The sequence below is a fragment of the Pseudomonas sp. AG1028 genome (assembly GCF_007993955.1).
GTDB classification, from domain to species: Bacteria; Pseudomonadota; Gammaproteobacteria; order Pseudomonadales; family Pseudomonadaceae; genus Aquipseudomonas; species Aquipseudomonas straminea.
Map to the genome: position 1 here is coordinate 112,284 of NZ_VIVP01000004.1, position 18,961 is coordinate 131,244.

Here is an 18,961-nt window from a genome sequence, read left to right on the forward strand (position 1 = left end):
CATGAACGACGAGCACACGCCCGCCGATCTCGAGCCCATCGAGTTCGAGTCGCCCGGGCGTTTCACCCTGCACAACCCGGACAGCCCCCTGCCGCAGCCGGCCGCCTGGGAGCCGGCACCCTTCGTGCTCGGCAGCGAGTCGGCCATGCAGCGTTTCAGCCTGCCCGACCAGGCCCGCAGCCACGCCCTGGCGATGATGCAGCAGGCCAGGCGCACGCTGTGCCTCTACAGCCCCGATCTCGAACCCTGGCTCTACCACCACAGCAGCATTCACGCGGCCTGCAGCGATTTTCTGTTGCGCCATCGCCACAGCAGCCTGCGTATCCTGGTGTGCGACAGCAGCCGCGCGGTTCGTGACGGGCACCGACTCATCGCCCTGTCGCGAAAACTGCCCAGCCACCTGCACATTCGCCGCTGCCATCCGGATTACCCTGTTCCTGAGGGCGCCTTTCTGCTGGCTGACGACCAGGGCGTGCTGATGCGCCCGGAGCCGGATCAGTTCGGCGGCTATGCCAATTACCAGGACGCCGCCCGTGTTCGCCAGTTGCAGCGGCTATTCGACCAGACCTGGGATACCAGCATCACCGATCCTGACTTGCGAAGTTTTCTGCTATGAAGAGATTTCTTGCCATGAAGAGCTTTCTGCCATGAAGCGACACGTTCTCGGCGCCGCCCTGCTCGCGCTCAGCCTCTCGGCGCTGGCCGCCACCGAAGTCATTCCACTCAACTACCGCACCGCAGGCGACCTGCTGCCCGTGGTGCAATCGGCGCTCGGTAACGACGGGCGGGTGAGTGCCTACGGCAACCAGTTGATCGTCAATGCGTCGCCAGCGAAGATCGAGGAGGTGCGCGCCCTGCTCGGCCAGCTCGACACCCAGCCGCGGCGCTTGCTGATCAGCGTCGACACCAGCGAATCGACCTACCGCGACGACCGGGGTTACGGGGTCGACGGCAGCATCAGCGCCGGCAATGGCCGCGTGGAAATCGGCCGTGGCGAAGTCGACGGTCGCGACCAGGCGCGCATCATTCGCCGCAGCACCGACAGCCGCGGCGGCGGCACGCAGCAGGTGCAGACCAGCGAGGGTTACCCGGCACTGATCCAGGTTGGCCAGAGCGTGCCGGTGACCACCAGCAGCCGCGGCCCTTACGGCCAGGTGTACAACAACACCGAGTACCGCAACGTCACCCAGGGCTTTTACGTCACCGCCAGCCTGGCGGGCGAGATCGTGCACCTGGATATCAGCAGCAACCGTGACCGGGTCAGCCAGCAGCAACCCGGCGTGATCGACATCCAGCAAGCCGACACCCGGGTCAGCGGGCGGCTCGGCGAGTGGATCACCATCGGCGGCAGTAGCGAGCAGAGCCAGGCCGACCGCAGTGGCGTTCTGCGCCGCTACTCCACCGAAGGCCGCGACGACATGAGCATGCGCGTGAAAGTCGAGTTGATCGACTGAAAGCCCCGTAAAACGTGACCAGGCGGTCGATCTAAGACTTATGTAGTACTCCTAAAAAAACACTACAAAAACGATTGACGAACATTTTCGTCGGTCGCATGATGGCCTCGCTCCCGCTAATCAGGGGTTCCGGAAACGGAACCTCCGGGTCAGTCTCCGCGCACCGCAGGGATCGATTCGTGTTGTTAGCAGGCTGCTGAATAACTGGCTGCGTTGCTGCTGCTTCGCAAACGTTCTTCAGCAGTCTGCGTGCCCACAAGGCAGCTCGACGAGATGGCGACTGGAACGAGGTTGTCCTGAGGGACGGGGAAGCGTTTCACGCATCGAACGGCACAGTGCCAAGGGCGTCCACGGGCCCGCACGCACTACCGCTCGCCTACCCGGCGGCGGGCACACGATGCGCTTCGTCCACCCGGCCACGGCCCTCCTCTTTCCGGTTTCCTCTCAACGTCTGCGGTGAGCTCGCGCCGAGGCTGCGCCTGTGCGCACGACTGGTGTTCGCCCCAACACATACTTGAAGGATTGACCATGTCAGCTTACGAAAACGACATCAAAGCCGTTGCCGCCCTGAAAGAAGCCGCTGGCAGCAGCTGGAGCGCTATCAACCCGGAATCCGTCGCTCGTATGCGCGCCCAGAACCGCTTCAAGACTGGCCTGGATGTAGCCAAGTACACCGCGGCCATCATGCGCAGGGACATGGCCGAGTACGACGCCGACTCGTCCGTCTACACCCAGTCGCTGGGCTGCTGGCATGGCTTCATCGGCCAGCAGAAACTGATTTCCATCAAGAAGCACCTCAAGACCACCAACAAGCGCTACCTGTACCTGTCCGGCTGGATGATCGCCGCGCTGCGTTCCGATTTCGGCCCGCTGCCGGATCAGTCCATGCACGAGAAGACCGCGGTCGCCGCACTGATCGAAGAGCTGTACACCTTCCTGCGCCAGGCCGACGCCCGTGAGCTGGACCTGCTGTTCAGCGCCCTCGATGCGGCCCGCGAGTCGGGCGATCGTGCCAAGCAGAGCGAGATCCAGGCGCAGATCGACAATTTCGAAACCCACGTGGTGCCGATCATCGCCGACATCGATGCCGGTTTCGGCAACCCCGAGGCCACCTACCTGCTCGCCAAGAAGATGATCGAAGCCGGTGCCTGCTGCATCCAGATCGAGAATCAGGTCTCCGATGAGAAGCAGTGCGGCCACCAGGACGGCAAGGTCACCGTGCCCCATGCCGACTTCCTCGCCAAGATCAATGCGGTGCGCTACGCCTTCCTCGAGCTGGGCGTGGACGACGGTGTGATCGTCGCCCGTACTGATTCCCTGGGTGCCGGCCTCACCAAGCAGATCGCCGTGACCAGCGAGCCGGGCGACCTGGGCGACCAGTACAACTCGTTCCTGGATTGCGACGAAATCAGCCCGGCCGAACTGAAGAACGGCGACGTGGTGATCAACCGCGAAGGCAAGCTGCTGCGCCCCAAACGCCTGCCGTCCAACCTGTTCCAGTTCCGCAAGGGCACCGGCGAGGATCGCTGCGTACTGGACAGCATCACCTCGCTGCAGAACGGCGCGGACATGATCTGGATCGAAACCGAGAAACCTCACGTCGGCCAGATCAAGGCCATGGTCGATCGCGTTCGCGAAGTGATCCCCAATGCCAAGCTGGTCTACAACAACAGCCCGTCGTTCAACTGGACCCTGAGCTTCCGCCAGCAGGTGTTCGATGCGCTCGAAGCCGACGGCAAGGACGTGTCGGCCTACGATCGCGCCAAGCTGATGAGCGCCGAGTACGACGAAACCGAACTGGCCCAGATTGCCGACGAGAAGATCCGCACCTTCCAGCGTGACGGTTCGGCCAACGCCGGCATCTTCCACCACCTGATCACCCTGCCGACCTACCACACCGCTGCGCTGTCCACCGACAACCTGGCCAAGGGCTACTTCGCCGACCAGGGCATGCTGGCCTACGTCAAGGGCGTGCAGCGGCAGGAGATCCGTCAGGGCATCGCCTGCGTCAAGCACCAGAACATGGCGGGTTCGGATATCGGCGACAACCACAAGGAGTACTTCGCCGGTGAAGCGGCTCTGAAGGCTGGCGGCAAGGACAACACCATGAACCAGTTCCACTGAGAACTGACCCCGCCCGGACACTCGTTTCGAGCCTCGGCCCCGGCAGCGATGCCGGGGCTTTTTTATTGGCAACTAAGGCGCGCAGCTTTTAAGCCGCTAGTTATCGACACGAGCCGCTTGGCGAAGCGTTAAAAGAACAAATTCTCAAATGATATATGTTCCCATTGAAGCGAGTTTTACTTCCCACTACATATAACTTCCCCGCGCAGCCGAAGTTTCCGCCTTGTTTTGTAGCTCCTTGATTTGCGTGGCTTTCTGAAAATGGGCTGATTGCAGGCATGCGACGTTTTATTATTTTTTTGTGCTGAAAAATTTACTTACACCCAATACAGGCATAACATTATGCGAATTGATTCAAGGCGCTTAATGCCTTGCCATAATTTTAAATCGTGCGTTAAGCCGTTCCTTGCCTGAGGAGCCCCGGCATGCTGGAAGCAAGCAGTTCCCTGTCCCATAACTGGGCGTTGGCCGTTTTTCTGCTGGGCGTCGTTGGCCTTTGTGCCTTCATGATGGGCGTCTCCAGCCTGCTGGGCAGCAAAGCCTGGGGGCGCAGCAAGAACGAGCCCTTCGAATCGGGCATGCTTCCCACCGGTAGCGCGCGCCTGCGCCTTTCCGCCAAATTCTATCTGGTCGCGATGCTCTTCGTGATCTTCGACGTCGAAGCCCTCTTTCTCTTCGCCTGGGCCGTCTCCGTTCGCGAAAGCGGCTGGGCCGGCTTCATCGAAGCAGCCGTTTTCATAAACATTCTGTTGGCAGGTCTTGTCTACCTTTGGCGTATCGGTGCGCTGGATTGGGCACCCGAGAGTCGTAAGGCTCGGCAGGCGAAGCTGAAACAATGAGGCTTTGGCGATGCAATACAAACTCACTCGGATCGATCCGGATGCTCCCAACGAGCAATACCCGATCGGCAAGCGGGAGGTCGTTACCGACCAACAGCTAGAAGACGAAGTGCACAAGAACATCTACATGGGGAAACTCTCGGATGTTCTTAGCGGTGCGGTGAATTGGGGTCGCAAGAACTCCCTGTGGCCGTACAACTTCGGGCTTTCCTGCTGCTACGTGGAAATGACCACCGCGTTCACCGCGCCGCACGACGTCGCGCGATTCGGTGCCGAGGTAATCCGTGCATCCCCACGCCAGGCTGACTTCATGGTCATCGCCGGCACCTGCTTCATCAAGATGGCGCCGGTCATCCAGCGTCTCTATGAGCAGATGCTCGAACCCAAGTGGGTCATCTCCATGGGCTCGTGCGCCAATTCCGGCGGCATGTACGACATCTACTCGGTCGTTCAGGGTGTCGACAAGTTCCTTCCCGTCGACGTCTACATTCCCGGTTGCCCGCCCCGTCCCGAAGCGTTCCTGCAAGGCCTGATGCTGCTGCAGGAATCCATCGGTCAGGAGCGCCGCCCGCTGTCCTGGGTCGTTGGCGATCAAGGCGTTTACCGCGCCGAGATGCCTTCCCAGAAAGAACAGCGCCGCGAGCAGCGTATTGCGGTTACCAACCTGCGTTCCCCTGACGAAGTCTGAGTCCCGCTTCCTTACAAAAGCCGGACTCACTCTCACCGTTGACCGATAGCGATCGAGACCATGACTGCAGACACCATCGTGTCCATTGCGCCGTACAAGGCGGACGACCAAGACGTCGTCGTTGAGCTTCAATCCCGTTTTGGCGCCGACAGCTTCACGCTGCAGGCCACCCGCACCGGCATGCCGGTGATCTGGGTCGGCCGCGACAAGCTCGTCGAAGTGCTGCGCTTCCTGCGCCAGACCACTCGCCCCTACGTCATGCTGTACGACCTACACGGCGTCGACGAACGCCTGCGCACCCAGCGTCGCGGCCTGCCGGACGCCGATTTCACCGTGTTCTATCACCTCATGTCGCTGGAGCGTAACAGCGACGTGATGATCAAGGTGGCGCTGCGCGAGGGCGACCTCAACCTGCCGTCCGTGACCGGCATCTGGCCGAACGCCAACTGGTACGAGCGCGAAGTGTGGGATCTGTACGGCATCCACTTCACCGGCCACCCGCACCTGACCCGGATCATGATGCCGCCGACCTGGGAAGGTCACCCGCTGCGCAAGGACTATCCGGCGCGCGCCACCGAATTCGACCCGTTCAGCCTGACCCTGGCCAAGCAGCAGCTCGAGGAAGAGGCTGCGCGCTTCAACCCCGAAGACTGGGGCATGAAACGCCACAGCGAGAACGAGGACTACATGTTCCTCAACCTCGGCCCCAACCACCCGTCCGCCCACGGTGCGTTCCGCATCATCCTGCAGCTCGACGGTGAAGAGATCCTCGATTGCGTGCCGGAAATCGGCTACCACCACCGCGGTGCCGAGAAGATGGCCGAGCGCCAGAGCTGGCACAGCTTCATCCCCTACACCGACCGTATCGACTACCTCGGCGGGGTGATGAACAACCTGCCCTACGTGCTCTCGGTCGAGAAGCTGGCCGGCATTAAGGTACCGCAGAAGGTCGACACCATCCGCATCATGATGGCCGAGTTCTTCCGCATCACCAGTCACCTGCTGTTCCTGGGTACCTACATCCAGGACGTGGGCGCCATGACCCCGGTGTTCTTCACCTTCACCGACCGCCAGCGCGCCTACAAGGTGATCGAAGCCATTACCGGTTTCCGCCTGCACCCGGCCTGGTACCGCATCGGTGGTGTCGCCCACGACCTGCCGCGTGGCTGGGACAAGCTGGTCAAGGAATTCGTCGACTGGCTGCCCAAGCGCCTCGACGAATACGAAAAGGCTGCACTGAGGAACAGCATCCTCAAGGCCCGTACCATCGGCGTCGCCCAGTACAACACCAAGGAAGCCTTGGAATGGGGCACCACCGGTGCCGGGCTGCGCGCCACCGGCTGCGATTTCGACCTGCGCAAGGCGCGCCCCTATTCCGGCTACGAGAACTTCGAGTTCGAAGTGCCGCTGGCCGCCAACGGCGATGCCTATGACCGCTGCATGGTGCGTGTCGAGGAGATGCGCCAGAGCATCCGGATCATCGACCAGTGCCTGCGCAACATGCCGGAAGGCCCGTACAAGGCGGATCACCCGCTGACCACGCCGCCGCCGAAAGAGCGCACGCTGCAGCACATCGAAACCCTGATCACCCACTTCCTGCAGGTTTCCTGGGGCCCGGTCATGCCGGCCAACGAAAGCTTCCAGATGATCGAAGCGACCAAGGGTATCAACAGCTACTACCTGACCAGCGACGGCAGCACCATGAGCTACCGCACGCGCATCCGCACGCCGAGCTTCGCCCACCTGCAGCAGATCCCCTCGGTGATCCGCGGCAGCATGGTCGCCGACCTGATCGCGTACCTGGGCAGTATCGACTTCGTCATGGCCGACGTGGATCGCTGAGGAGAACACCATGAACATGATTCAGACCGACCGTTTCGCCCTCAGTGAAACCGAGCGCTCGGCCATCGAGCACGAGATGCACCACTACGAGGACCCGCGTGCGGCGTCCATCGAAGCCCTTAAGATCGTGCAGAAGGAACGCGGCTGGGTGCCGGACGGCGCCGCCGATGCCATCGGCGCGATTCTCGGCATCCCGGCCAGCGACGTCGAAGGTGTCGCCACCTTCTACAGCCAGATTTTCCGCCAGCCCGTCGGCCGTCACATCATCCGTGTGTGCGACAGCATGACCTGCTTCATCGGTGGCCACGAGAACGTGCTCGGCAGCATCAAGGCCGAACTGGGCATCGTGCCCGGCCAGACCACCGCCGACGGCCGCTTCACCCTGCTGCCGGTGTGCTGCCTGGGCAACTGCGACAAGGCGCCGGCGATGATGATCGACGACGAAACCTTTGGCGACGTGCAACCCGAAGGCGTGGCGCAACTGCTGGAGAACTTCCAATGATCAGCCGCAGCTCCAACCTGCTGACCTCCTTCGGCCCGGCCAACCGCATCGCCCGCAGCGAAGAGACTCATCCGCTGACCTGGCGCCTGCGCGACGACGCCCAGCCCGTGTGGCTCGACGAATACCAGCAGAAGAACGGTTATGCCGCCGCCCGCAAGGCCCTGGCCGAGATGGCCCAGGCCGACATCGTGCAGACGGTCAAGGATTCCGGTCTCAAGGGCCGCGGTGGTGCGGGCTTTCCCACCGGCGTGAAGTGGGGCCTGATGCCCAATGACGAATCGCTGAACATCCGTTATCTGCTGTGCAACGCGGACGAGATGGAACCCAACACCTGGAAGGACCGCATGCTGATGGAACAGCTGCCGCACCTGCTGGTGGAAGGCATGCTGATCAGCGCCCGGGCCCTGAAGGCCTACCGCGGCTACATCTTCCTGCGTGGCGAGTACATCGACGCCGCCGCCAACCTCAACCGCGCCATCGAGGAAGCCAAGGCCGCCGGCCTGCTGGGCAAGAACATCCTGGGCAGCGGTTTCGATTTCGAATTGTTCGTGCACACCGGCGCCGGGCGTTACATCTGCGGTGAAGAAACCGCACTGATCAACTCCCTGGAAGGCCGTCGCGCCAACCCGCGCGCCAAGCCGCCCTTCCCCGCTGCGGTGGGCGTGTGGGGCAAGCCGACCTGCGTCAACAACGTCGAGACCCTGTGCAACGTGCCGTCGATCATCGGCAACGGCGTGGACTGGTACAAATCCCTGGCCCGCGAAGGCAGCGAAGACCACGGCACCAAGCTGATGGGCTTCTCCGGCAAGGTCAAGAACCCGGGGATCTGGGAGCTGCCGTTCGGCATCAGTGCCCGCGAGCTGTTCGAGGACTACGCCGGCGGCATGCGCGACGGCTACACCCTCAAGGCCTGGCAGCCCGGCGGCGCCGGCACCGGTTTCCTGCTACCCGAGCACCTCGAGGCCTCGATGTACGCCGCCGGCATCGCCAAGGTCGGCACCCGCATGGGTACCGGCCTGGCCCTGGCCATCGACAACACGGTGAACATGGTTTCGCTGCTGCGCAACATGGAAGAGTTCTTCGCCCGCGAATCCTGCGGCTGGTGCACGCCATGCCGCGACGGCCTGCCGTGGAGCGTGAAGATCCTCCGCGCCCTGGAGCGCAAGCAGGGTACCCGCGAGGACATCGACACCCTGCTCGGGCTGGTCAATTTCCTCGGCCCCGGCAAGACCTTCTGTGCTCACGCACCGGGTGCCGTGGAGCCACTGGGCAGCGCGATCAAGTATTTCCGTGAAGAGTTCGAAGCCGGTGTGGGCGCCACTGCGCCGCAGCCGCCGGTAGCGGCACACGCGGTATAGGCCCGATGGTCGGACGAGTGGGCGCGATGGCGCCGTCCGGCCCAGGCAAAGACAAGAATTCCCTTAGCCCGTCCGCTTTCGAGCGGGCAAACGAAGACTGAAGAAAAATGGCCACTATCCACGTAGACGGCAAAGATCTCGAAGTCGATGGTGCGGACAACCTGCTGCAGGCCTGTCTGTCCCTTGGTCTCGACATCCCCTACTTCTGCTGGCACCCGGCGCTCGGCAGCGTTGGCGCCTGCCGCCAGTGCGCGGTGAAGCAGTACAGCGACGAAAACGACAAGCGCGGCCGCCTGGTCATGTCCTGCATGACGCCGGCCACCGACAACAGCTGGATCTCCATCGACGACGAAGAGGCCGTGGCCTTTCGCAAGAGTGTCGTCGAGTGGCTGATGACCAACCACCCGCACGACTGCCCGGTGTGCGAGGAAGGCGGCCATTGCCACCTGCAGGACATGACGGTGATGACCGGCCACAACGCCCGTCGCTATCGGTTCAGCAAGCGCACCCACCAGAACCAGGAGCTCGGCCCGTTCATAGCCCATGAGATGAACCGCTGCATCGCCTGCTACCGCTGCGTGCGTTACTACAAGGATTACGCCGGCGGCACCGACCTGGGCGTCTACGGTGCCCACGACAACGTGTACTTCGGCCGCGTCGAAGACGGCACCCTGGAAAGCGAGTTCTCCGGCAACCTGGTTGAGGTCTGCCCGACCGGTGTGTTCACCGACAAGACCCACTCCGAGCGCTACAACCGCAAGTGGGACATGCAGTTCGCCCCGAGCATCTGCCATGGCTGCTCCAGCGGCTGCAACACCAGCCCAGGCGAGCGCTACGGCGAAGTACGCCGCATCGAGAACCGCTTCAACGGCTCGGTGAACCAGTACTTCCTGTGCGACCGTGGTCGCTTCGGCTACGGCTACGTCAACCGTGAAGACCGTCCGCGTCAGCCGGTGATGATGCTCAGCAAGATGAAGATGGGCCTGGACGCCGCACTGGATCAGGCCGCTGCCCTGCTCAAGGGCCGCAAGGTGATCGGCATCGGTTCGCCACGTGCCAGCCTGGAGGGTAACTTCGCCCTGCGCGAGCTGGTCGGCGCTGGCAACTTCTACTCCGGTATCGCCGCGGCCGAGCAGGCCAACATTCGCCTGATCCGCGACGTGCTGCAGAACGGCCCGCTGCCGGTGCCGACCCTGCGCGACATCGAGAGCCACGACGCGGTGTTCGTGCTCGGTGAAGACCTTACCCAGACCGCCGCCCGCGTCGCCCTGGCTCTGCGCCAGTCGGTCAAGGGCAAAGCCACCGAGATCGCCGCCGGCGCGAAGATCCAGGATTGGCACATGGCCGCCGTGCAGAACGTCGCCCAGCACGCGCTCAATCCGCTGTTCATCGCCAGCGTCACCGCCACCCGCCTCGACGACGTCGCCGAGCAGTGCGTACACGCCGCGCCCGATGACCTGGCGCGCATCGGCTTCGCTGTGGCCCACGCCATCGACCCGAGCGCCCCGGCCGTCGAAGGTCTGGAAGCCGAGGCCGGCGAGCTGGTGCAACGCATCGCCGAGGCGCTGCTGAACGCCAAGCGCCCGCTGATCGTTTCCGGCGCCTCGCTGGGCAATCGCGCGCTGATCGAAGCCGCCGCGAACATCGCCAGCGCCCTGAAGAACCGCGAGAAGAACGGCTCCATTAGCCTGGTGGTGCCGGAAGCCAACAGCATGGGCATGGCCCTGCTGATGGGCGAGCAGTTCGCCGGCAACAGCCTGGACGACGCCTTCGAAGCGCTGACCTCCGGTCAGGCCGACGCCCTGGTGGTGCTGGAGAACGATCTCTACCACCGCGCCGATGCCGGCCGTGTGGACGCCGCCCTGGCCGCCGCCAAGGTGGTGATCGTCGCCGATCACCAGAGCACCGCCACCACCGCCAAGGCGCACCTGCTGCTGCCGGCTGCCAGCTTCGCCGAAGGCGACGGCACCCTGGTCAGCCAGGAAGGCCGCGCCCAGCGTTTCTTCCAGGTCTATGACCCGTCCTACTACGACGCCAACATCCTCGTTCGCGAAGGCTGGCGCTGGCTGCACGCGCTGCACAGCACGCTGCACAATCGCGTCGTCGACTGGACCCAGCTCGATCAGGTCACCGCTGCCTGCGCAGAAAGCTCCGCCCAGCTGGCCGGCATCCGCGACGCCGCGCCAAGCGCCTCGTTCCGCATCAAGGGCCTCAAGCTGGCCCGCGAACCGCATCGCTACAGCGGTCGTACCGCCATGCGCGCCAACATCAGCGTGCACGAGCCGCGTCAGCCTCAGGACAAGGACAGCGCCTTTGCCTTCTCCATGGAAGGCTACTCGGGCAGCAAGGAAGACCGTCAGCAGATCCCGTTCGCCTGGTCGCCAGGCTGGAACTCGCCTCAGGCCTGGAACAAGTTCCAGGATGAAGTCGGTGGTCACCTGCGTGCCGGCGACCCCGGCGTGCGCCTGATCGAAGCCAAGGGCGCAAGCCTGGGCTGGTTCAGCGCACCGACGGCCTTCAACCCCGCCCAGGGCACCTGGCAGGCCGTGCCGCTGCACCATCTGTTCGGCAGCGAGGAAATGTCCTCGCGCGCCGCGCCGATCGCCGAGCGCACACCCGAAGCCTACGTGGCGCTGGCCAAGGACGAAGCCGATCGCCTGGGCGTCAACGACGGCGCACTGCTGCAACTGAGCGTCAACGGCCAGAACCTGCGCCTGCCGCTGCGCGTCACTGAAGAGCTGGGCATCGGTCTGGTCGGCCTGCCGGTTGGCCTGGCTGGCATTCCGGCGGCCATCGCTGGCGCGGCCGTGAGCAACATTGGGGAGGCCGCGCAATGAGTTGGCTGACTCCACAGTTGCTTGACATCATCCAGGAAGTGCTCAAGGCCATCGTCATCCTGCTTGCCGTGGTGGTGTGCGGTGCGCTGCTGAGCTTCGTCGAACGCCGCCTGCTCGGCTGGTGGCAGGATCGCTACGGCCCCAACCGGGTCGGCCCGTTCGGCATGTTCCAGCTGGCTGCGGACATGCTCAAGATGTTCTTCAAGGAAGACTGGACGCCGCCGTTCGCCGACAAGCTGATCTTCACCCTGGCGCCGATCATCGCCATGGGCGCCATGCTGGTGGCCTTCGCGATCATCCCGATCACCCCCAACTGGGGCGTGGCGGACCTGAACATCGGCATCCTGTTCTTCTTCGCCATGGCTGGCCTGTCGGTGTACGCCGTGCTGTTCGCCGGCTGGTCGAGCAACAACAAGTTCGCCCTGCTCGGCAGCCTGCGTGCCTCGGCCCAGACCATCTCCTACGAGGTGTTCCTGGCCCTGGCGCTGATGGGTATCGTCGCCCAGGTCGGCTCGTTCAACATGCGCGACATCGTCGATTACCAGGCCCAGAATCTGTGGTTCATCATTCCGCAGTTCTTTGGTTTCTGTACCTTCTTCATCGCTGGCGTGGCAGTGACGCACCGTCACCCCTTCGACCAGCCGGAAGCGGAGCAGGAGCTGGCCGACGGTTACCACATCGAATACGCCGGCATGAAATGGGGCATGTTCTTCGTCGGTGAATACATCGGCATCGTGACCATCTCCGCGCTGCTGGTAACCCTGTTCTTTGGTGGCTGGCACGGTCCGTTCGGCATCATGCCGCAGATCCCGTTCTTCTGGTTCGCGATCAAGACCTGCTTCTTCATCATGATCTTCATCCTGCTGCGCGCGTCCATTCCGCGCCCGCGGTATGACCAGGTCATGGCCTTCAGCTGGAAGTTCTGCCTGCCGCTGACCCTGATCAACCTGCTGGTGACCGGCGCCGTCGTGCTGGCCACGGCCCAGTAAGGAGCGAGTGATGTTCAAATATATTTGGGACGTACTGGTCGGTACCGCGACCCAATTGCGCAGCCTGGTCATGGTCTTCGGCCATGGCTTTCGCAAGCGCGACACCCTGCAATACCCGGAAGAACAGGTCTACCTGCCACCGCGCTACCGCGGCCGCATCGTACTGACCCGCGACCCGGACGGCGAAGAACGCTGCGTAGCCTGCAACCTGTGCGCCGTGGCTTGCCCGGTGGGCTGCATTTCGCTGCAGAAGGCGGAAACCGAAGACGGCCGCTGGTACCCGGACTTCTTCCGCATCAACTTCTCGCGCTGCATCTTCTGCGGCCTGTGCGAGGAAGCCTGCCCGACCACCGCGATCCAGCTCACCCCGGATTTCGAAATGGGCGAGTTCAAGCGTCAGGACCTGGTGTACGAGAAGGAAGACCTGCTGATCTCCGGCCCCGGCAAGAACCCGGACTACAACTTCTACCGCGTGGCCGGCATGGCCATCGCCGGCAAGCCGAAAGGCGCCGCGCAGGACGAAGCCGAGCCGATCAACGTCAAGGGGTTGTTGCCATAATGGAATTCGCCTTCTACTTCTCCGCAGGGGTCGCAGTTGCCTCGACCTTCGGCGTGATCACTGGTAAGAACCCGGTGCACGCCCTGCTCTACCTGATCATCTCGCTGCTCGCCGTATCCATGGTGTTCTTCAGCCTCGGCGCGCCTTTCGCCGGTGCCCTGGAGATCATCGTCTACGCCGGCGCCATCATGGTGCTGTTCGTGTTCGTGGTGATGATGCTCAACCTCGGCCCTGCCTCGGTACAGCAGGAACGCACCTGGCTGACCCCGGGCATCTGGATCGGCCCGGCGCTGCTCTCTGCGCTCCTGCTGGGTCAGCTGCTGTACGTGCTGTTCGCCGTACCGAGCGGCGCCACCATCGGCCACACCACGGTCGATGCCAAGGCCGTGGGCATTCACCTGTTCGGCCCTTATCTGCTGGCCGTCGAGCTGGCCTCCATGCTGCTGCTGGCCGCACTGGTCGCCGCCTATCACCTGGGCCGTAACGACATCAAGGATGCTACGCCATGAACGGTATTCCAATGGAGCACGGCCTGGCGCTGGCCGGCGTGCTGTTCAGCCTCGGCCTGGTCGGCCTGATGGTGCGCCGCAACATCCTGTTCGTGCTGATGAGCTTGGAAGTGATGATGAACGCCGCCGCCCTCGCCTTCGTGGTCGCCGGTGCGCGCTGGGGGCAGGCTGACGGGCAGATCATGTTCATTCTGGTCATCGCCCTGGCCGCCGCCGAAGCGAGCATCGGCCTGGCGATCCTGCTGCAGCTGTATCGCCGCTTCCACACCCTCGATATCGACGCAGCCAGCGAGATGCGCGGATGAACCTCTTATTCCTGACACTCCTGTTCCCACTGATCGGCTGGTTCATCCTGGCCTTTTCCCGCGGCCGCCTGAGCGAAGGCGCTGCCGCCATCGTCGGTGTCGGCTCGGTCGGCCTGTCGGCTCTGACCACCGCCTCGATCATGTGGCAGTTCAACGTCGCGCCACCGGCAGACGGCGTTTACACCCAGACCCTGTGGCAGTGGATGAGCGTCGACGGCCTGGCGCCGAGCTTCACCCTGTACCTGGACGGCCTGTCGCTGACCATGCTAGGCGTGGTCACCGGCGTGGGCTTCCTGATCCACATGTTCGCCAGCTGGTACATGCGCGGTGAAGAGGGTTACTCGCGTTTCCTCTCCTACACCAACCTATTCATATTCAGCATGCTGCTGCTGGTGCTGGGCGACAACCTGATGACTCTGTTCTTCGGGTGGGAAGGCGTGGGCCTGTGCTCGTACCTGCTGATCGGCTTCTATTACAAGCACGTGCCCAACGGTAACGCGGCGCTGAAAGCGTTCATCGTCACCCGTATCGGCGACGTGTTCCTGATGATCGGCCTGTTCCTGCTGTTCCTCAACCTCGGCACCCTGAACATCCAGGAGCTGATGGTGCTGGCCCCGCAGAAGTACGCAGCCGGCGATACCTGGCTGTGGCTGGCGACCCTGATGCTGCTCGGCGGCGCGGTCGGTAAATCCGCCCAGTTGCCCTTGCAGACCTGGCTGGCCGACGCCATGGCCGGCCCGACGCCGGTTTCGGCACTGATCCACGCCGCCACCATGGTCACCGCGGGCGTCTACCTGATCGCCCGTACCAACGGCCTGTTCCTGCTGACCCCGGAGATTCTCGAGCTGGTCGGCATCGTCGGTGGTGTGACCCTGGTGCTGGCGGGTTTCGCCGCCCTGGTGCAGACCGACATCAAGCGCATCCTCGCCTACTCGACCATGAGCCAGATCGGCTACATGTTCCTGGCCCTGGGCGTCGGCGCTTGGGACGCGGCGATCTTCCACCTGATGACCCACGCCTTCTTCAAGGCGCTGCTGTTCCTCGCTTCCGGTTCGGTGATCCATGCCTGCCACCACGAGCAGAACATCTTCAAGATGGGCGGCCTATGGAAGAAGCTGCCGCTGGCCTATGCCAGCTTCGTCGTCGGCGGCTCGGCCCTGGCGGCGCTGCCGCTGATCACCGTGGGCTTCTACTCCAAGGACGAGATTCTCTGGGAAGCCTTCGCCAGCGGTAATTCTGGCCTGCTCTACGCCGGTCTGCTGGGCGCCTTCATGACCTCGATCTACACCTTCCGGTTGATCTTCATCGCCTTCCATGGCGAGCAGAAGACCGACGCCCATGCCGGTCATGGTATCGCCCACAACCTGCCGCTGATCGTGCTGATCGTGCTGTCGACCTTCATCGGCGCCTGGATCACTCCGCCGCTGGCTGGCGTGCTGCCGCAGAGCGCCGGCCATGCCGGTGGCGAGGCCAAGCACAGCCTGGAAATCGTCTCGGGCTGCATCGCCCTGGCCGGTATCCTGCTGGCCGCCATGCTGTTTCTCGGCAAGCGCAGTTTCGTCAGCGCCGTCGCCAGCAGCGCGCCGGGTCGTTTCCTGTCGGCCTGGTGGTTCGCCGCCTGGGGCTTCGACTGGCTCTACGACAAGATTTTCGTGCAGCCCTACCTGTTCTTCTGCCGGGTGCTCGCCCGTGACCCGATCGACGGTGCCATCGGCATCGTCCCGCGCCTGGCGCGTGGTGGTCATGGCGTGCTGAGCCGCAGCGAAACCGGGCATCTGCGCTGGTACGCCATCTCCATCGCCGGGGGCGCCGTACTGGTGCTCGCTGCCGTGCTGCTGGCCTGACCGATGATCCCGAATACTTTTTCTAAGGAAACTCGCCCGTCATGATTCTGCCTTGGCTAATCCTGATCCCCTTTATCGGCGGCCTGTTGTGCTGGCAGGCGGAGCGCTTCGGCGGAACCCTGCCGCGCTGGATCGCGCTGCTGACCATGTCCCTGCTGTTCGGCCTCGGCCTGTGGCTGTGGGGCACCGGTGACTTCAGCCTGGCGCCTGCGCCGGGTGCCGAGCCACGCTGGGCGCACGAATTCCAGGTGCGCTGGATCGAGCGCTTCGGCATCAGCATCCACCTGGCGATGGACGGCCTGTCGGTGCTGATGGTCACCCTCACCGGCCTGCTCGGCGTGCTGTCGGTACTGTGCTCGTGGAACGAGATCCAGAAGCGCGTGGGCTTCTTCCACCTCAACCTGATGTGGATCCTCGGCGGCGTGGTCGGCGTGTTCCTGGCCATCGACCTGTTCCTGTTCTTCTTCTTCTGGGAAATGATGCTGGTGCCGATGTATTTCCTCATCGCGCTCTGGGGTCATAGCGGCAGCCCTGGCAAGAGCCGCATCAACGCGGCCACCAAGTTCTTCATCTTCACCCAGGCCAGTGGCCTGGTGATGCTGGTGGCGATTCTTGGCCTGGTGTTCGTGCACTTCAACCAGACTGGCGTATTCACCTTCAACTATGCCGACCTGCTCAAGACCGAGCTGTCCGAAGGTACCGAATACCTGCTGATGCTGGGCTTCTTCATCGCGTTCGCGGTCAAGTTCCCGGTGGTGCCCCTGCACTCCTGGCTGCCGGACGCCCACGCCCAGGCGCCGACCGCAGGCTCGGTGGACCTCGCAGGTATCCTGCTGAAAACCGCGGCCTACGGCCTGCTGCGCTTCTCGCTGCCACTGTTCCCGAATGCCTCGGCGGAGTTCGCGCCGATCGCCATGTACCTGGGCGTGTTCGCCATCATTTACGGCGCCCTGCTGTCGTTCGCGCAGACCGACATCAAGCGCCTGGTGGCCTACTCCAGCGTGTCGCACATGGGCTTCGTGCTGATCGCCATCTACTCGGGCAGCCAGATCGCCCTGCAGGGTGCGGTGGTGCAGATGATGGCCCACGGCCTTTCGGCTGCGGCGCTGTTCATCCTCTGCGGCCAACTGTACGAGCGCCTGCACACCCGCGACATGCGCGAGATGGGCGGCATCTGGGCACGCATGTCCTGGCTGCCGGCGCTCAGCCTGTTCTTCGCGGCTGCTGCACTGGGCCTGCCGGGCACCGGCAACTTCGTCGGCGAGTTCCTGATCCTGATCGGCAGCTTCCCGACCGCACCGTGGGTCACCGTGATCGCGGCGACCGGCCTGGTACTGGGCTCCGTGTACTCGCTGATCATGATCCACCGCGCCCACTTCGGCCCGGTGAAGAACGACAGCCCGCTGCCGGGCCTGCAATTTCGTGAACTGAGCATGGTGCTGTGCCTCGCGGTGCTGCTGATCCTGCTCGGCGTTTACCCGCAGCCGGTGCTCGACACCTCTGCCGCCAGCATGCAAGGCGTGCAGCAGTGGTTCAGTGGCGCTCTCGATCAACTCGCCTCGGGCCGGTAAGGGTTAAAATTTATGGAACATCATGCTGTGCAATTCTCCACCCAACACCTGATCGCCCTGCTGCCGCTGCTGGTCACCTGCGCCACCGTGGTGGTGGTCATGCTGGCCATCGCCTGGAAACGTAGCCACTCGATGACCTTCGTGCTGTCGGTGATCGGCCTCAACGCGGCCCTACTGTCGCTGCTGCCGACCATCGGCGTCACGCCGCTGCAGGTCACCCCGCTGATGCAGATCGACACCTTCGCCTGCTATTACATGGCGCTGGTGCTGATCGCCACCCTAGCGTGCGTCACCCTCACCCACGCCTACCTGGGCGAGGCCAAGGTCAATGACGGGCAGACCAAGGGTTACCCGCGCAACCGCGAAGAAATGTACCTGCTGCTGCTGCTCTCCGCGGCCGGCGGTCTGGTGCTGGTCAGCACCGAGCACCTGGCTGGCCTGTTCATCGGCCTGGAGCTGCTCTCGGTACCGACCTACGGGATGATCGCCTACGCCTACTTCAACAAGCGTTCGCTGGAAGCCGGCATCAAGTACATGGTGCTGTCGGCCGCCGGCAGCGCCTTCCTGCTGTTCGGCATGGCGCTGCTGTATGCCGACGCCGGCAGCCTGAGCTTCGCCCAGATCGGTGCCAGCCTGGCCGATGCCAGCGGCAGCCAGCTGGTGCAGATCGGTATCGGCATGATGCTCATCGGTCTGGCGTTCAAGCTGTCCATGGTGCCCTTCCACCTGTGGACGCCGGACGTCTACGAAGGCGCCCCGGCGCCGGTGGCCGCCTTCCTGGCAACCGCCAGCAAGGTCGCGGTATTCGCCGTACTGCTGCGTCTGTATCAGCTCTCCCCGGCCACTGCTGGCGGCTGGCTGAACGATTTGCTGACGGTCATCGCCATCGCCTCGATCCTGTTCGGCAACCTGCTGGCTCTGGTGCAGAACAACCTCAAGCGTCTGCTCGGTTACTCGTCCATCGCCCACTTCGGTTACCTGCTGGTGGCGTTGATTGCCAGCAAGGGCCTGGCCGTGGAAGCCATCGGCGTGTACATGGCCACCTACGTGCTGACCAGCCTGGGCGCCTTCGGGGTGATCACCCTGATGTCGACGCCCTACAACGGCCGTGACGCCGACGCGCTGTATGAGTACCGCGGCCTGTTCTGGCGCCGCCCATACCTGACCGCGGTGCTGACCGTGATGATGCTGTCGCTGGCCGGTATTCCGCTCACTGCAGGCTTCATCGGCAAGTTCTACGTGATCGCCGCGGGTGTGCAGGCGCAATTGTGGTGGTTGATCGGCGCACTGGTTCTGGGCAGCGCCATCGCAGTGTTCTACTACCTGCGCGTGATGGTTACCCTGTTCCTCAACGAGCCGAACCTGCAGCGTCACGATGCACCGTTCAACTGGGGCCAACGTGCCGGCGGCATCATGCTGATGCTGGTGGCGGCCCTGGCCTTCGTGCTCGGCGTGTACCCGCAGCCGCTGCTGGATCTGGTCAAGCAGGCCGGCCTGGCTGCTGTCGCGCTCTGATCAGAGTCGCGTCATGAAAGAACGG

General features: G+C 63.5%; 16 protein-coding genes. All 16 read left to right on the top strand.

Annotated elements, in window-relative coordinates:
* Nucleotide 1: 1 nt before the first annotated feature.
* The 16 genes from FB481_RS07750 to nuoN all read left to right on the top strand — a co-directional run bounded on the left by FB481_RS07750 (nt 2) and on the right by nuoN (nt 18,936).
* Nucleotides 2-616: a histone acetyltransferase HPA2 gene (locus FB481_RS07750; RefSeq protein WP_147175797.1), complete on the top strand. Its 615-nt coding sequence runs from the start codon at nt 2-4 to the stop codon at nt 614-616.
* Between the two features lie 31 nt (nt 617-647).
* Nucleotides 648-1,454, top strand: coding sequence for a secretin N-terminal domain-containing protein (locus tag FB481_RS07755; RefSeq protein ID WP_147175800.1), 807 nt, complete (start codon nt 648-650; stop codon nt 1,452-1,454).
* A 528-nt stretch (nt 1,455-1,982) separates the two neighbouring features.
* Nucleotides 1,983-3,578, top strand: a complete 1,596-nt coding sequence (locus FB481_RS07760) for an isocitrate lyase (protein WP_147175802.1) — start codon at nt 1,983-1,985, stop codon at nt 3,576-3,578.
* A gap of 425 nt (nt 3,579-4,003) precedes the next feature.
* On the top strand, nt 4,004-4,417 hold the full coding sequence (locus tag FB481_RS07765) for an NADH-quinone oxidoreductase subunit A (RefSeq protein ID WP_013791411.1): 414 nt from the start codon (nt 4,004-4,006) through the stop codon (nt 4,415-4,417).
* Nucleotides 4,418-4,427: 10 nt separating this feature from the next.
* Nucleotides 4,428-5,105: an NADH-quinone oxidoreductase subunit B family protein gene (locus FB481_RS07770; protein WP_013791410.1), complete on the top strand. Its 678-nt coding sequence runs from the start codon at nt 4,428-4,430 to the stop codon at nt 5,103-5,105.
* 60 nt (nt 5,106-5,165) lie between these two features.
* Nucleotides 5,166-6,947 carry an NADH-quinone oxidoreductase subunit C/D gene (gene nuoC / locus FB481_RS07775; protein ID WP_093504774.1) on the top strand — a complete coding sequence of 594 codons (1,782 nt, stop codon included), beginning with the start codon at nt 5,166-5,168 and terminating at the stop codon, nt 6,945-6,947.
* A gap of 10 nt (nt 6,948-6,957) precedes the next feature.
* Nucleotides 6,958-7,449, top strand: coding sequence for an NADH-quinone oxidoreductase subunit NuoE (nuoE, locus tag FB481_RS07780; protein ID WP_070887421.1), 492 nt, complete (start codon nt 6,958-6,960; stop codon nt 7,447-7,449).
* Nucleotides 7,446-8,807: an NADH-quinone oxidoreductase subunit NuoF gene (gene nuoF / locus FB481_RS07785; protein ID WP_147175804.1), complete on the top strand. Its 1,362-nt coding sequence runs from the start codon at nt 7,446-7,448 to the stop codon at nt 8,805-8,807. The genes nuoE and nuoF overlap by 4 nt, the downstream gene beginning before the upstream one ends.
* A 107-nt stretch (nt 8,808-8,914) precedes the next feature.
* Nucleotides 8,915-11,644 (top strand): NADH-quinone oxidoreductase subunit NuoG, encoded by a 2,730-nt coding sequence (gene nuoG, locus FB481_RS07790; protein ID WP_147175806.1) that lies wholly within the window; start codon nt 8,915-8,917, stop codon nt 11,642-11,644.
* Entirely contained in the window at nt 11,641-12,633 is a 993-nt protein-coding gene (gene nuoH / locus FB481_RS07795) for an NADH-quinone oxidoreductase subunit NuoH (protein WP_027905362.1), read from the top strand. The genes nuoG and nuoH overlap by 4 nt, the downstream gene beginning before the upstream one ends.
* A gap of 10 nt (nt 12,634-12,643) precedes the next feature.
* Nucleotides 12,644-13,192, top strand: a complete 549-nt coding sequence (gene nuoI, locus FB481_RS07800; protein ID WP_027905361.1) for an NADH-quinone oxidoreductase subunit NuoI — start codon at nt 12,644-12,646, stop codon at nt 13,190-13,192.
* Nucleotides 13,192-13,701 (top strand): NADH-quinone oxidoreductase subunit J, encoded by a 510-nt coding sequence (gene nuoJ, locus FB481_RS07805; protein WP_027905360.1) that lies wholly within the window; start codon nt 13,192-13,194, stop codon nt 13,699-13,701. The genes nuoI and nuoJ overlap by 1 nt, the downstream gene beginning before the upstream one ends.
* Entirely contained in the window at nt 13,698-14,006 is a 309-nt protein-coding gene (nuoK, locus tag FB481_RS07810) for an NADH-quinone oxidoreductase subunit NuoK (protein ID WP_027905359.1), read from the top strand. The genes nuoJ and nuoK overlap by 4 nt, the downstream gene beginning before the upstream one ends.
* Complete coding sequence (nuoL, locus tag FB481_RS07815; RefSeq protein ID WP_147175808.1) at nt 14,003-15,850, top strand: NADH-quinone oxidoreductase subunit L; 1,848 nt, start codon at nt 14,003-14,005, stop codon at nt 15,848-15,850. Before nuoK ends, nuoL begins: the two co-directional genes overlap by 4 nt.
* Before the next feature lie 41 nt (nt 15,851-15,891).
* The gene (nuoM, locus tag FB481_RS07820) at nt 15,892-17,421 is read left to right on the top strand and encodes an NADH-quinone oxidoreductase subunit M (protein ID WP_147175810.1); all 1,530 of its coding nucleotides are present in this window, start codon (nt 15,892-15,894) and stop codon (nt 17,419-17,421) included.
* Nucleotides 17,422-17,448: 27 nt separating this feature from the next.
* The gene (gene nuoN, locus FB481_RS07825; protein ID WP_147176104.1) at nt 17,449-18,936 is read left to right on the top strand and encodes an NADH-quinone oxidoreductase subunit NuoN; all 1,488 of its coding nucleotides are present in this window, start codon (nt 17,449-17,451) and stop codon (nt 18,934-18,936) included.
* Nucleotides 18,937-18,961 lie beyond the last annotated feature (25 nt).